The organism is Desulfoscipio sp. XC116 (assembly GCF_039851975.1).
Classification (GTDB): Bacteria; Bacillota; Desulfotomaculia; order Desulfotomaculales; family Desulfallaceae; genus Sporotomaculum.
The window spans coordinates 3,842,045-3,855,739 of record NZ_CP156660.1; the positions used below are offsets into that span (position 1 = coordinate 3,842,045).

Genomic DNA, 13,695 nt, shown 5'->3' on the forward strand with positions numbered 1-13,695 from the left:
CATACAGCGAGCAATAATTGCCCAAAATAACAGGCCGAACCGGTGGATCTTTTGAGCCGCCGGTTTTTATTTCGCTTTATACGGGGTTAAGCAAAAAATGCCACCGGAATATGCTCTGGTATGCCTTTTGCTGCAGTATAACAGCAAGACGACGACAAATTAATATTCTCACTTTCACAATCAGGAGGGGGTGGCATATTTTCACCGGTTTACCGGCATTGTATTTTATTGCATTTTTGTTAAATAGAGAGGGAGGAAACAAAATGACCCAGGCTTCAAAGAAAAAACTAAATAAATTTAGCGGTATTGCCAGCTGTGCCGTTTTTTTAATTTGTACTTTGTTATTTTGGGGAGGGCTGAATTTCCTCAGGGCAGAGGTTTTTCCCCATTATTTTGACGCTTCCAAACACAAGATAGTCGAACAAGATCCCGACACCAAGGCGATATACGCCTGGCAAGACGCCCGGGGGCATGAGTACACCCAGGAAGACGCCCAAGTCAAAAACTTCACCTGGGGCATCACAGCCCTGCTGGTTGTCGTGATGGTGCTGGGCACCACTATATATAATTGGACCATCAAAATGTATACCAGACTACTGTTGGAACGGGAACCCAAACCCGTATCCACGGGTACGAGGCGTTACCAGCCCGAATTACAGTAATAGGGGGAAACATACATGGATATATTCTTCCCCGTAGCCAGAATGCCCATATCGATTCTCTCGATCCTGGGCCTGGGGGGTGCGGTGGGGCTCCTTTCGGGATTATTCGGAGTGGGCGGCGGGTTTTTGATGACTCCGCTGCTGATGATGATGGGAGTGCCGCCGGCTGTGGCCGTGGCCAGCGATACCAACCAGATCGTAGCGGCGTCGGCTTCAGGCACGCTGGCCCATAGCAGACAGAAAAACGTTGATTTCAAGCTGGGGTTTATCATTCTGCTGGGCGGTCTGGTGGGCGGCAGCCTGGGCACGGTGCTGGTAAAGCTATTGCGCTCGCTGGGCAACTTCGATTTCGTTTTAAGTCTGTGTTACGTGGTCATGCTGCTTTCCGTGGGAACGTTCATGCTCATAGAAAGTATCACAGCGTTAAAAAGCCTGCATCAGAAAACCCCGGATGTACCGGAGAACGCGTCTCTGAAAATTAAAAAACCTTCGGCGGTTAAGCGTTTCATGAATAAACTGCCCATGCGCGTGTATTTTGAAGTTTCCGGTATTGAAAGCTCGGTGCTGGCGCTATTCGCACTGGGGTTGCTGATTGGTGTATTATCGGCGCTGATGGGCGTGGGCGGCGGATTTATCATGCTTCCGGTGATGATTTACCTAATTGGTATGCCCACCCATAACGCAGTGGGAACCAGTATCTTTGTCATTATCTTCACCGCCATCAATGTCACGCTGGCCAATAGTTCTTTAAACCACACCGTTGATCTGGTTCTAGGCATTGTACTGTTAATCGGTTCATCAATTGGCGCCCAATTCGGTGCCAAACTGGGTAAAAAGCTGAAAGCGGAACAATTGCGGGTGGTATTCTCTTTAATCGTGCTGCTGGTAATGGTGAAAATGCTGTTTGGTTTACTGGTTGCTCCCTCTTTGTTAATCGGATTGGGGGGCGGTCACTGATGAAGAAGAGTCTTATGTTATTACTGGTTTTTGTGCTTGTAACCGCATGCGCAAACGCGGCCTGGGCCGCCCCCGTCGCTGTCGGGGTGGCGCCGAATAAAATAGACGTGGGTTTTAATTTCAAAGGAGCGGATTTATCGGTGTCCGGCACTGTGCCGGAGGGTTCCGATGTTTACGTTAAAGTGGCTTCTCCATTTGATTCGGTGTTGCAGCTGAACAAAAAAGGGCGGGTGGGTCCGTTTTGGATGAACGTCGAAAACGTCGACGTCACCGCGGTGCCAAAACTTTATCAGGTTTTTTCCTCGGCGCCTTTAGGAAATCTGCCGCCTGATTTGAGTCAACAATACGGATTAACACCGGGCTTTGATCCGGTATATCAAAACGCCCTGGTGGCGAAGCACGGCGAAGAAGGCAGTGCCCGGCTCGGCCAACGGGAAGCAAATGTCTACGTGGATTCGCTGGTAAATATTTATCAAAAAAGCGGACTTTATGCCGTTAAAGAGAATTCAGCCATGGTTAACGGATCCCGGTTTGAGGTCAATGTGCAGCTGCCGCCGAACATACCTCAGGAAGACTGCGAGGTTACGGTATATGCGGTGAACAACGGCGTGTTGGTAGACCAGCAAAGCGTATCGTTGCCCGTAGGCAGCGTCGGCTTACTCAGCTGGTTAAACCACGAAGCCGTATATGACGGACCCAATTACGGTTTCATGGCCGTTTTAATCGCCCTTGTTTTTGGAACCGGCATTGCCTTGCTGTTCGGTTACCTGGAAAGTCTAATCACCGGCGACAAGACGGTAGGTCTTGATGCCGGGGCCGGTCACTGATACCCCATACTTAAAACCATCAAACGCTCCGTCAAGGAGCGTTTTTTTGGTCTGTGATGAATCTGTGATGAAAATGTTAATTAAACTAAATTAGATAGTACTGTTACCCTTAAAATAATACCTAACAACTTTTTATTTTCATCAACCACGGCAATGGGGTACTTAGTTGCCGTGGCATAGGGAATCAGCTCATGCATATAGGCTTCCGGGTCCGTAGTGTAAAATTCTTGCTTCAAAATGTCTCTGATACTTTTACCATCTTTTAGAGCTTTAATAGCGTCATCGATGGTCACCAATCCTTGCAACCTACGCTCATTATCCAATACAAAGCTACTGGAGATTCCGCCTTGTTCCATTTCTTTAATGGCCACTTTCAGACCATCTTTAAGGGAAACCAGGGTAGAAGGTTTAAACATAATATTTTTTGCTTGCAATACTTTAGAACGATCGATATCCCGGACAAACTTTTGAATATACTCATTTCTGGGCTTGGCCAGGATTTCCTCGGGAGTTCCGATTTGTTCAATAACCGCGTCTTTCATAATGGCAACCCGGTCACCCAGTTTAAAAGCTTCATTGATGTCATGGGTAATAAAAATAATCGTCTTTTTTAAACGTGATTGAATATCCAGCAGCTCTTGTTGCATCTCCCGCTTAATCAAGGGGTCAAGGGCGCTAAAAGGCTCATCCATAAGGAGAATATTCGGATTGGTAGCCAGGGCTCTGGCCAAACCCACCCGCTGCTGCATGCCTCCGCTTAATTCATTGGGATATTTATCTTCCCAGCCTTGCAAGCCGACGCTGCTTAAAGTTTCCCGGGCTATGTTATAACGCTCCGACGGGGAAACATTTTTAATTTCCAGGCCATACGCTACATTATCAATCACTTTTCGATGGGTGAATAAACCAAAATGCTGAAACACCATGGCTACTTTTGTCTGTCTAAATGCTTTTAAATCCTTGCTGTCATAATGAACAATGTCTTCTCCATCTACGTAGATTTTCCCCTCAGTTGGTTTATTGAGAAGATTTAGGCAGCGGATCAAAGTTGACTTGCCGCTTCCCGACAGACCCATGATAACAAAGATCTCCCCTTCAGCGACGTCAAAGGAAACTTTGTTTACGCCGACCGTATGCCCGGTTTCTTTAAGAATCTGTTCCTTGGACAGTCCTTTTGCCAATTTAGGTAAAACTGAACGGGGATTGCGCCCAAAAACTTTTGTCAGTTGTTCAACTTTTAATTTTGCGTTCATTTTTTTGGCTATACTCCTATTCCGGATACTTAAATCGCGTGGCAACGGATTGTGACAGCCTATCGATAATAATAGCCAGAAAGACAATACTAATGCCGGCTTCAAAACCTTCCCCGATATCAATGTGCTGAATTGCCCCCAGCACGTCAAGCCCCAGTCCCTTAGCTCCAATCATGGATGCGATAACAACCATGGACAGTGCCATCATGATCGTTTGATTGATGCCGGTCATAATTGTGGGCAGGGCCTGGGGAAGCTGAATCTTGATCAGAGTTTGCCAGTTGGAAGAGCCAAAGGAATGAGCAGCTTCGACCATTTCTTTGGGAACATTGCGTATACCCAAATCGGTCAAGCGAATAACGGGGGGGATCGCATAAATCATGGTGGCAAATACCGCCGGTACTTTACCCATCCCAAAAAGCAACAGAGCGGGAATCAAATACACAAAGCTGGGCATTGTCTGCATGCCATCCAGAATTGGCCGCATAAAAGTATTAAATACATTATTATAAGCCATGAAAATACCCAGGGGAATTCCCAGCAGCATAGAAATTACAACAGCAGTTATGACAATGGACAGGGTTAACAGCATGGAATTCCAAAGGCCAAACGCCCCTACCAAGAGAATTAAAAGAGTATAGATAGCACCGGAGGCCAGATCTTTAAGCTTCCATCCGATCAAGAATACTATGACCAATACCAGCCACCAGGGTATAAAAAACATTAAATTCTGCATTTGCAGAAGAAACCATAAAATACCGGATGAAACTGCGTGAAAGAAGCCTCCAAAATTATGCATCAACCATGTTATAAAACCTTCAACATATTGCCCCACATTTATGTTCAGGGACTCCGGAAATTGATTCATTTTTTACCCCTTTATCTCGTTAACCACAGCTAAGACTCCCCACCTTTATACGCGGAAGTCAAGCGGCGATAAACTCGAAATACGTGCGACTAAGGTTCAGGCGGAGTCAAGAACCCGCCTGAACCTTAATCTTCTTTGTTAAAAGCGGACTATTTGAGTGTCGCCTTAACATTTTGGGCAATGTCACCGGGAACCCACTTCGTCCAGATATCTTCATTGTTTTTCAAAAACCAGATAGCGGCCCGATCCACTTTGACATCATTTTTCTGCATATAGGCCAAGGCGCCGCTCAATAACTCACTGTTTGTTTGATATTTTTTTAGAAACTCTACAACATCCGGCGCCTTTTGAGGAACATGCTTATTAACGGCTATCGTGATGTTCATTGAAGGAAACGCACATCTATAGCCATCATTCCACAATTCCTCACTATAAGGAGTGTCTTGAAGCAAAGTCATATCGTATTTACCCATAATCCAAGTTGGTGTCCAATAATAGCCGAGCCAGGGTGTTCCTTCTTCATAGGCTTTAGTTATGGAAGTGGCAAGAGCTGTGTCTGAACCGGGACTAAAATAATTGTAGTCTTTATCAAGTTCATAGCTTTTAATCTTAGTCTGGAGAATCTTATCAACTTCCCATCCGGCGGGAGACCCGAAAATCCGGCCTTTGGACGGGTCCTCGGGGTCCTTGAATAATTGCCGGTATTTTGGCAGGTCCTGTACCGATTTCAAATCCGGAGCCAGCGGTTCTATATCTCTGGCGGGATCACCTTTGATCAGGTACGTAGGAACATATAGCCCCTGGGCGTTGTCACTGAAATTAGCGCCAAGTTCTTGGATAGCGCCGCTTTTAAGGTCTTCTCCATATTTGGGCTGCAGGTTATCTGTCCAAACCTCCATGTAAATGTCAATGTCGCCGCTAACTAAACCCTCAAAGGTAATTGCCGAAGACCCGCTGGTGGTATCCGTTGGATACCCGTAGCCATTTTCAATAATGTATTGAGCCACAGCATTATTAAATGCTACGCTATCCCATTGAGGATCGGCAAAAATAAGTTGTGGCTTTTGCTCACCGGCTGTCTGTTGTTGATTCTGATTAGCAGCGGCACAGCCACCAAGTAAGAATGCCGCACCAACGGCCAATAAAGCGGATATAAATTTAATCCAACCTTTTTTCCGCATGTCCACCTATTCCCTCCATTCCCTCCCATTTCTCCGCTCATTCTTTAGTTTAGTTTACTTTATTATTCCAGCAAAATAAAATCCCGGCATTCCCTTATTTTCGCAATGTTTTTAGATTATTCCCGCAATAACAGCAATATGCTTATGAATGCCTTAATTTACAACTTAATGGTTCTAATTAAGTTGTCGGTTGAATTTCCACAAGACTATCCAAAAATCAACTGGCAGATGCGGATAATCCTCCAGTTCTTAGTATTTACATTGCGCCTCCCAACCTGTGTCTAATGTTGTGTCTAATGTTGTGTCTAATGTTGTGTCTAATGAACAGTTCGTATCATATCTAGCATCTCTTACTTTATTCTTCAACAAATCCACTATCCAGAATTTTTTGCCACCATATTATGCAAACTGCCGCCTGTTCCGTTAAAAAATTCCAGAAAAGTTTGGTAATGAAGGGATAATATTTTAATAATAGCGTAAGATTATAATAACTTTATTTTGCGTTAGCCGTTATACCTTACTTGACTAACCAACTATTGTAATATACCATATATCATGGGAATAATAATGATTATAATTATCATTATTATTCCGCACATCTTTCTTGCGGTTTTTTTCCAAGAATAAAATGGTCAGTAATATTTAGAACTATCCTTCCAATAATTTTGAAATGGGGATTAAGATGCATAAACATTGTTTAACGATTATTACGGGCTGCATTATTCTAATCTTAATGCTTACCCTCACATCCTCCCCCGCATTTAGCCAGCAAACCGGAACCGAAGCCCCCGAACATTACTACGTCAGAGCCAAGGTTGTGGGAATTAAAGACCACGGAGAGGCTAAATCACCGGACAAAATGACCGGGGTGGAAAAGGAACAACGGGTTGCCGTAGAAATCACCGGCGGCCGGCACACCGGTCAGGAGCTGATCGTGCCGCATATTTTGATGGATCACCCCGGCTATGACATCAATGTAACCCCCGGAACTGAAGTAATATTGTATGTCGAACCTAATGGAGACGCCATAGGAAATGCATACATCGCCGATTACGCCAGAGACAAAAAGTTACTGTACTTGGCTGCCCTCTTTGTGCTGCTCCTGGCGGTAATCGGGGGCCGCAAGGGAATCAAATCAATCATATCCCTGGCTATCACAGGATGTGCCATATTCTTTGTTTTATTGCCGTTAATATTCAAGGGTTACGATCCTATTACGACAACCGTTCTGGTATCCGCCGCAGTCACAACGATAATCTTAATTATTCTCGGGGGAATATCGGCAAAAACAATCTCGGCTGTTATAGGCACCACCGGCGGAGTTATAGTGGCGGGTTTACTTGCTTTTATAGTCGGCACCGCCGCTCATTTGACCGGTTTTAGTGACGAAGAAATGCAAATGCTATTATATATCCCACAACAGGTAAACTTTGATTACAAGGGTATCTTGTTTGCCGGAATGATCATTGGCGCGTTAGGCGCGGTTATGGACGTCGGTATGTCCATAGCATCGGCAGTTGAAGAAATAAAAAGGGCCAATCCGCTGCTGCGGTCCGGCTCTTTAATCAGAGCAGGCATGAATGTGGGTCGTGACATCATGGGAACCATGGCCGACACTCTCATCCTGGCTTATGCCGGCAGCGCCATGCCCCTGATGCTGGTTTTTATGGCCTATGACATGCCTGTAATTAAAATGATGAATCTTGACCTGATAGCTACCGAGATTGTCCGTGCTCTCGCCGGCAGTGTTGGTCTGATTCTGGCTGTTCCCATTACTTCAATTACGGCCGGATTGTTGTTTGGACAGGCAAAAAATTATTCACAGTCAAACTTTAATCAGTGATATGTTTAAAGATCTTGATTATTCAATCATAACGGTTCTGCTTAGTTTTATTGTCTATCCTAAAAAAAGCTCAGGTTGCTTATCTTGCGTATGCTTTCAACTGTAATCGGAGCGCAAGCAAAAGCAATCCCAAGCTTCGCAGACGGCTCAACATGGGATTGCCACGTCGCTTCGCTCCTCGCAATAACGGACTTTAAGTATCACAGGTCGATTTATAACAATAACAGACTAGGTTAATGCTCATCCTCTGATGATGCCGTGCAAGCGGCATGGATGTCTAGCTAGATGCTTATACTTTTTACGGCCTTGGCCATATTTGTAACACTGGATGATGTCAGAATCTTAATCGGCTTGCCGTGTTTTCTGCATAATTTCTTGGCGCTGGCACAAGCATTATGGCTGTTACAGTCTACCGGGCAAAAAACCATGTCACATTTGATGATCTTATTCTCCAATGGTTTATCACCTTTTCTCCAGTAACCATCTAAATATATGCATTTATAGCCACAGTTTTCAATCAAGTCTGCATACAGGTGTTTAAATTTGGTTATCCCGCCAATAATCAATATTTTTTTCATGCACTGTTTACAGCTGCGACAGTCTTTATCATTTGCCGGCCTTGTACCACATTCGCAATTAACTGCCCGGCGTTTTGATTTTTTTTTATTTACCCTGTCAAAAGCAATATTTGTCCAACCCATTTGCGCCATTAGAATCTCTCCTGTAAAATAAGATAAACAAAACCATACTGCATATAAATGTTCCAGCCGGCCATTCTTCGCGGCCGCTGCAGGTTACTTAACAATTGCTGTACCGATTCCGATTGAGCTTTTAGAGTATCCGTGGTATTGCCAATGCTTAATTAGTGATAATGACATTCGTTATCACTAATTAAGCAAAAAATTGCCCCTGCTCAGTATCGCCGCCAACCCCCGTAATGTGAAATTAATTTAACAATAACGGGTCTTTTTTCAACCAAAGCTTGCAAAACCTCGTTAACAAATTGGGCTTCCTTTAACCTTTTCTGTAATTCAACCTTACTCAAGCTTAAGCTGGCAGTGATGTTTGCCGCACAAAGGTTTTCTTCCGGCACAGACATGTCACGCACCTCTTTTAACTATGCATTTAATTAACCTAACAACGATAATCTAAGCACCGCGGGACTTATTATTATCATCTATAGGTTTTTGCGGCAAATCTTCACGGCACCGGCATACGCCGCTGCAAGTATTGATAAAGTCATAACAAGCCGCACAGGGACCTTTTCATAGTATCCTTCTCTTCCGAGATACCAATATTGATAATGATTATCATTTTCATTACCATTATATTTCCTGTTAACTACATAGTCAAGATACATTTTAAAAGATTTTAAAAAAACCTGTTGCCCGGCAAGTGCTTCAACTCTTTATAGAATAGGCTGTTATCAGGCGAAGAAACCACGACCAATATACTAATTCTACTTTTTAAGACAAAGATCAGGAATAGGGCAAATTATAATCATCCACGCACATTGTCATTTATGCGACATATATTCTGTCACATAAATGACATATAAATTGTCGGAAAGCTGATAAATTTATTAATAAACCAGTTATTTGCATAATCGCATATTATGTGTCAATACAAATCAGGAGGTGATATTTTTTTTCGGCGGCATTGGTTTATAAACAACTACATTTTAAGGGAGGTCAAAAAAGATTATGAAAAAGAAAATTTTAGCGATCGTTTTGACAGTGTTGTTAGTTTCCGTCGCCTCCGCAGCCTTGGCCGGCGCAAGTATTAAAATGCTGGTCAATGGCCAGGAATTAGCCTCGGATACGGCCCCCGTAATGGAAAACAACCGCGTGCTGGTACCCATTAGTTTTGTGGCCGAAGCACTTGGCTGTGATGTACAGTGGGACAAAGATAATAACGCAGTAGTAATCACCAAAAAAACGGCTGATCAATTCTTGCAGGGGAAAAACGATCCCACACAAAAAGAACCAAGCATTCATACCAATTTTATTAAAGCTGCCGACTTATTAGCCGTTCTGGATGACGACAATGACGGGGATGTATGCGACTATCGCACAGGCCACAACGGTGGCGACAGTCTGGCTAATGACCCCCTGGTTGTTGATTTGAGAGAACAGGCGGACTATGATGCAGGTCATATTCCCGGCGCCATTTGGACTTCTCATGCTCAAAACGCAGCCCAGCCCGAAAACATTGCCAAACTGCAGGATGCTTTAAAAGCCCACGTGGACAACGGTGGCAAAGATGAAATTGTCGTATATTGCTATACATCCCATACAGCGGGTCTGGCGGCCGGAGTCCTGGGCGCTGAAGGCTTCAACGTCAAAAACATGCGCTTCGGTTATTCCATCGCCTGGGAAGGCACCAGAAGTGCAGATCCCACAGTATTTGGAGCCAGAGAAGATAAAGACGGCAATTTAGTACCTTATGAAAACGCTGCCAAAGAAAACGCCGCAAAATAAACATTAAGCAAAACATCAATACTATCGAGCATTACTGGAAGGAAGCAGGGGAGCGATTCCCCTGCTTCCTTTTTTATGTCTTTTGCCGGCCGGCCGAATGTTTTTGAAGCAATAAATATAGAAATTAATTCCATTAGCAAGGAATATTTGCATATATGTAGAAATTAGAGCATAGTTCCACTTTAGCCTAAAAGAAAGGGGGGTATCCTATTTGAATAAAATACCTACCGGGATAAACGGCTTTGACAAGCTTGTATATGGCGGAATTGTCCCTGGCAATTCCGTTTTGGTGGAAGGGGTACCCGGTGCAGGTAAAACCACTTTTGGTATAGAGTTTGTCTATCGTGGCATTACTGAATTTGATGAGCCGGGGGTAATTGTTACCTGTGAAGAATTACCCGAGTCCATATACCGTGATGCTCTTAACTTGGGTTGGGACCTCCGCGCTTTAGAAGAAGCCAATAAGCTGCGTATTTTATGTACGTCTCCGGAAGTTCTGCAGGATGCGGAAGTTAACCTCATTGAAGAGGTCGTTCGCGAGGTGGGCGCCAAGCGAATTCTGGTTGACAGTATCAGTCACTTCCGTAATGTTTTAAATGATCCTCTCTCACTGCGCAGGACAGTATATAGCTTTTGTAACGGTCTGCGCCGTTTAGGCCTGACGTCTTTTTTAGTTAAAGAACGGGAAAGCGAGGGACAAAGGGAATACGCCTTTGAGGAATATGTAGTGGATACCGTGATTCGCCTGGAGAACAAAGAAAGGCCGGGCCTGCACCGCCACCGGGTACTGGAAATTTGCAAAACACGGGGACAGGAACATATCCCCGGTCAACACACCTTTCGTATTACTGACACAGGAATCAAAGTTTTTGCCCTGAGAGGCACAACAGACGTTAACAGCAAGGCAGAAGAGGAAAACAATTTACTGCTCACCGGCGTACCCGGGCTGGATGATTTATTACGGGGCGGACTGCCCCGGGGTGCCAGTATAGCCATAGCCGGTGATTCCGGAACCGGTAAAACAGTGCTGGGCTTACAGTACCTTACAAAGGGAGCCCTGGATTACGGTGAGAAAGGAATACTTTTATCTTTTGAAGAAACCCCGTCGCAGCTATTCACCAACGCCCGCCGTTTTAACTGGGATCTGCGGAATCTTCAGGAACAAGACTTGCTCAAGGTTATATATACGCCTCTTTCGGAGATGGAAATTGACGAAACCATCATCGGACTGGGCGAACAGGTGCAAAAATTCGGCGCCCGGCGTCTAGTACTGGATTCCATATATGCTTTTCTTTCCCGCATAGATAACATTGCTATTTTGCATGAGAAGTTTTATTATCTTGTCGCCTATTTAAACAAGCTGAACTGTACCACATTATTGATCAGTCCCGCCTGTGAAGTGGGAAGCGGCGGGAAATTGGAATTAATCCATTCGGTAATTCAGGGCACTATACTGCTCAAGTCAATCATGCTGCAAAATCGCCGGGTAAGACAGTTGGAACTTTATAAAATGCGGGGAGTCAACCATGCCATGGGCAACCACTTGCTTGAAATCAACGCTTTGGGTATTCAGGTATTCCCCAGGTTAGGAGGGTAGTAATCATGCATAGAGCCTATTTTGGAGTTGAAGGCCTGGACCGTATGCTGGACCAAGGGCTATCGTACGGCTCCCAAATTATGATAGAAGGGGATTCCGGTGTAGGCAAAACCGTACTGGCGGGGGAATTTATCAAGGAGGGACTGCGCTGCGGCGATACCTGCATCTATGTGGCCTGTGATGAACCTCCCACGGCAATGCGCGAGCACCTGTTAAGCTTTGAAGTAGGAACGCCCGCTTACGAAGAAACAGGCCGGCTAATTTTTATTGATGCTTACGAAGAAGACGAAAGTACGGAAAAATACGCCCTTGCCGACCTTCATAATCTGGAAAAATATTTTGCCCTGGAGGCGGAAGTTTTGCGCGGCTGCGAGGGGCGCAAGGTACGGTTGGTGGTAGACAGTTTAAGCACTCTGTTAACTAATTTAGATATTAGCAATATCTTAAATTTCCACCGGACCCGGATTAAACAGCTCCGCAAAAAAGAAATACTGGCCATGGACGTATTTGTAAGCGGTGTTTTAGAACCCAAGCTTATTACCATAACCGGCCACCTTTATAATTTTATCCTTAAGATGAATTTCAGCGGTTCCCAAAATAATCCCGTGCGGCTGATGCGCATTGGAAAGGTAAAAAGCCAGCAATTTATGTCCTCCAGCCACTTGTTTACCATTAGTCCTGTTTACGGTATCTTGGTGTCTGCTCACACGGGGGTGTACGAATGAAAGATAACGATATTACCAGGAAAATAATGAATTATTATTGCCTGAGCGTATGCAAGACAATGAATCAAGTCCCTTTCAGCGGTCGCCACTGGATGGAACAGATTGTATTCGGAACAACACAATACTTAATCGACAAATATTGGGATAATTCGATATTAGCATCAAAGAAACCGATAGAAATTAGCCGGGCCTTTCTCAACATCCTGGACCGCGAAAACTTATTGCATGCCGCCGATTACCGATTGGAGGAATCGGGGAATGGCCTGCTGGTATCTGTTCCAACAAGTAAATGCGTTTACCGGGAGTACAGCCTGCGTGCCAGAGAAGAAGGCTTACCTCTTAACTATTGTATACGTCTCGGTACTTTACAGGCTATTTTACACCATGTGCTTGGCGAAAATTACTCCTCTTCAGTGGAGGTGGCCGAGAATGGATTTTGCTACGGAAAACTCTTCCCCGCTACCCGGCCGAAGGAGGAAATCGTTACCAGGGAAGGACATATGCTGAAGATTGCCGGCCGGAGGGCAGTCCTCTTTCCCCAGGAAACATATGCCTCCCTGCTGATTTCGATCAAGGAGCACGCCCCTCATGTTTTAGAACACGTGCTTTTTGATGCCGGATACCAGTCGGGACTCAGTCTGGCCCATAAGGTCAAAGTTTTGTATCCCGAACCGCAGGAATGTCTGCAGCTGCTTCTGGAAGAGATAAACAATCAAGGGCTGGGCAAAGCCGAACTGATTTCCGTCAGCCTGCCCCGTACCAGAGCCAAGATCCGGTGTTACGAGTCGTTTCAGGTAGCCGTTGCCAATGAATATGGGCAGCTTTACCGCACTCCGCAAGTAATTTGCGATTTACTGCGAGGGTTCTTTGCCGCATATCTCAGTGTTATATTCGAAAAGGAGATCATTTGCGAAGAGATGGTTTGCCAGTCGATGGGAGCCGATTACTGCGAGTTCCTCGCCTTGCCTCTTCCGAAGAAACTATCAGGGGGGAGGAAGCCCCGTGGCCAAAAAATCAAATGAAGAGCTGGACTCAATTTTACATAGTGTCATCCGGATAGAGATACTGGCTTTTTTTCAGGCTAATCCTCACACGCGGGATACGGCGGACGGTTTGGCCCTCCGCTTACACCGCCCCCGGCACCAGGTAGAGGCGGCTCTTAACACTCTCAGCGCCCTTGGCATTCTGGAGATTGGCGGCACAGAAAAAGTAACCATCTACCGCCTGCGCAACGGCGATTTAATTACCAATTATTTTAAAAATAAACGTTCCCAGGGCCTTTCCAAACCACCTTTGCGGTAG

The 13,695-nt window shown here is 45.1% G+C and carries 14 protein-coding genes; 9 read left to right on the forward strand and 5 right to left on the reverse strand.

Annotated features, from left to right (window positions below; translation table 11 throughout):
* Positions 1 to 263: 263 nt before the first annotated feature.
* From ABDB91_RS18015 to ABDB91_RS18025, 3 genes are read left to right on the forward strand one after another with little or no spacing between them, the layout of a single operon-like run.
* Positions 264 to 662: a hypothetical protein gene (locus ABDB91_RS18015; protein WP_347489086.1), complete on the forward strand. Its 399-nt coding sequence runs from the start codon at positions 264 to 266 to the stop codon at positions 660 to 662.
* 15 nt (positions 663 to 677) lie between these two features.
* A complete protein-coding gene (locus ABDB91_RS18020; protein ID WP_347489087.1) occupies positions 678 to 1,619 on the forward strand; it encodes a sulfite exporter TauE/SafE family protein in 942 nt (313 codons plus the stop codon).
* Positions 1,619 to 2,446, forward strand: coding sequence for a TIGR02186 family protein (locus tag ABDB91_RS18025; RefSeq protein ID WP_347489088.1), 828 nt, complete (start codon positions 1,619 to 1,621; stop codon positions 2,444 to 2,446). The genes ABDB91_RS18020 and ABDB91_RS18025 overlap by 1 nt, the downstream gene beginning before the upstream one ends.
* Before the next feature lie 80 nt (positions 2,447 to 2,526).
* Here ABDB91_RS18025 and ABDB91_RS18030 read toward each other — a convergent pair whose 3' ends face one another.
* The 3 genes from ABDB91_RS18030 to ABDB91_RS18040 form a co-directional block, all read right to left on the reverse strand.
* The gene (locus ABDB91_RS18030; protein ID WP_347489089.1) at positions 2,527 to 3,699 is read right to left on the reverse strand and encodes a glycine betaine/L-proline ABC transporter ATP-binding protein; all 1,173 of its coding nucleotides are present in this window, start codon (positions 3,697 to 3,699) and stop codon (positions 2,527 to 2,529) included.
* Positions 3,700 to 3,715: 16 nt separating this feature from the next.
* On the reverse strand, positions 3,716 to 4,567 hold the full coding sequence (locus tag ABDB91_RS18035; protein ID WP_347489091.1) for a proline/glycine betaine ABC transporter permease: 852 nt from the start codon (positions 4,565 to 4,567) through the stop codon (positions 3,716 to 3,718).
* A gap of 149 nt (positions 4,568 to 4,716) precedes the next feature.
* Positions 4,717 to 5,748, reverse strand: coding sequence for an ABC transporter substrate-binding protein (locus ABDB91_RS18040; RefSeq protein ID WP_347491657.1), 1,032 nt, complete (start codon positions 5,746 to 5,748; stop codon positions 4,717 to 4,719).
* Positions 5,749 to 6,430: 682 nt separating this feature from the next.
* On the opposite strand from ABDB91_RS18040, the gene ABDB91_RS18045 reads away from it, so the two are divergent.
* Positions 6,431 to 7,591, forward strand: coding sequence for a YibE/F family protein (locus tag ABDB91_RS18045; RefSeq protein WP_347489092.1), 1,161 nt, complete (start codon positions 6,431 to 6,433; stop codon positions 7,589 to 7,591).
* Between the two features lie 281 nt (positions 7,592 to 7,872).
* On the opposite strand, the gene ABDB91_RS18050 is transcribed toward ABDB91_RS18045, so the two are convergent.
* Together ABDB91_RS18050 and ABDB91_RS18055 are read right to left on the reverse strand one after the other, a co-directional pair.
* Positions 7,873 to 8,301: a DUF2325 domain-containing protein gene (locus ABDB91_RS18050; protein ID WP_347489093.1), complete on the reverse strand. Its 429-nt coding sequence runs from the start codon at positions 8,299 to 8,301 to the stop codon at positions 7,873 to 7,875.
* Between the two features lie 203 nt (positions 8,302 to 8,504).
* Positions 8,505 to 8,690: a hypothetical protein gene (locus tag ABDB91_RS18055; RefSeq protein ID WP_347489094.1), complete on the reverse strand. Its 186-nt coding sequence runs from the start codon at positions 8,688 to 8,690 to the stop codon at positions 8,505 to 8,507.
* Positions 8,691 to 9,294: 604 nt separating this feature from the next.
* Here ABDB91_RS18055 and ABDB91_RS18060 point away from each other — a divergent pair.
* The 5 genes from ABDB91_RS18060 to ABDB91_RS18080 all read left to right on the forward strand — a co-directional run bounded on the left by ABDB91_RS18060 (position 9,295) and on the right by ABDB91_RS18080 (position 13,695).
* Complete coding sequence (locus ABDB91_RS18060) at positions 9,295 to 10,071, forward strand: rhodanese-like domain-containing protein (RefSeq protein ID WP_347489095.1); 777 nt, start codon at positions 9,295 to 9,297, stop codon at positions 10,069 to 10,071.
* A 211-nt stretch (positions 10,072 to 10,282) separates the two neighbouring features.
* Complete coding sequence (locus ABDB91_RS18065) at positions 10,283 to 11,668, forward strand: ATPase domain-containing protein (protein WP_347489096.1); 1,386 nt, start codon at positions 10,283 to 10,285, stop codon at positions 11,666 to 11,668.
* Positions 11,669 to 11,673: 5 nt separating this feature from the next.
* Positions 11,674 to 12,393: an ATPase domain-containing protein gene (locus ABDB91_RS18070; protein WP_347489098.1), complete on the forward strand. Its 720-nt coding sequence runs from the start codon at positions 11,674 to 11,676 to the stop codon at positions 12,391 to 12,393.
* Positions 12,390 to 13,415 (forward strand): V4R domain-containing protein, encoded by a 1,026-nt coding sequence (locus ABDB91_RS18075; RefSeq protein ID WP_347489099.1) that lies wholly within the window; start codon positions 12,390 to 12,392, stop codon positions 13,413 to 13,415. The genes ABDB91_RS18070 and ABDB91_RS18075 overlap by 4 nt, the downstream gene beginning before the upstream one ends.
* The gene (locus ABDB91_RS18080) at positions 13,396 to 13,695 is read left to right on the forward strand and encodes a hypothetical protein (RefSeq protein ID WP_347489100.1); all 300 of its coding nucleotides are present in this window, start codon (positions 13,396 to 13,398) and stop codon (positions 13,693 to 13,695) included. The genes ABDB91_RS18075 and ABDB91_RS18080 overlap by 20 nt, the downstream gene beginning before the upstream one ends.

Coding starts and splice junctions, on each gene's coding strand:
- ABDB91_RS18030 (WP_347489089.1), bottom strand. CDS start 3,699: ATGAACGCAAAATTAAAAGTTGAACAACTGACAAAAGTTTTTGGGCGC.
- ABDB91_RS18070 (WP_347489098.1), top strand. CDS start 11,674: ATGCATAGAGCCTATTTTGGAGTTGAAGGCCTGGACCGTATGCTGGAC.
- ABDB91_RS18020 (WP_347489087.1), top strand. CDS start 678: ATGGATATATTCTTCCCCGTAGCCAGAATGCCCATATCGATTCTCTCG.
- ABDB91_RS18025 (WP_347489088.1), top strand. CDS start 1,619: ATGAAGAAGAGTCTTATGTTATTACTGGTTTTTGTGCTTGTAACCGCA.
- ABDB91_RS18045 (WP_347489092.1), top strand. CDS start 6,431: ATGCATAAACATTGTTTAACGATTATTACGGGCTGCATTATTCTAATC.
- ABDB91_RS18040 (WP_347491657.1), bottom strand. CDS start 5,748: ATGCGGAAAAAAGGTTGGATTAAATTTATATCCGCTTTATTGGCCGTT.
- ABDB91_RS18050 (WP_347489093.1), bottom strand. CDS start 8,301: ATGGCGCAAATGGGTTGGACAAATATTGCTTTTGACAGGGTAAATAAA.
- ABDB91_RS18075 (WP_347489099.1), top strand. CDS start 12,390: ATGAAAGATAACGATATTACCAGGAAAATAATGAATTATTATTGCCTG.
- ABDB91_RS18060 (WP_347489095.1), top strand. CDS start 9,295: ATGAAAAAGAAAATTTTAGCGATCGTTTTGACAGTGTTGTTAGTTTCC.
- ABDB91_RS18055 (WP_347489094.1), bottom strand. CDS start 8,690: ATGTCTGTGCCGGAAGAAAACCTTTGTGCGGCAAACATCACTGCCAGC.
- ABDB91_RS18035 (WP_347489091.1), bottom strand. CDS start 4,567: ATGAATCAATTTCCGGAGTCCCTGAACATAAATGTGGGGCAATATGTT.
- ABDB91_RS18015 (WP_347489086.1), top strand. CDS start 264: ATGACCCAGGCTTCAAAGAAAAAACTAAATAAATTTAGCGGTATTGCC.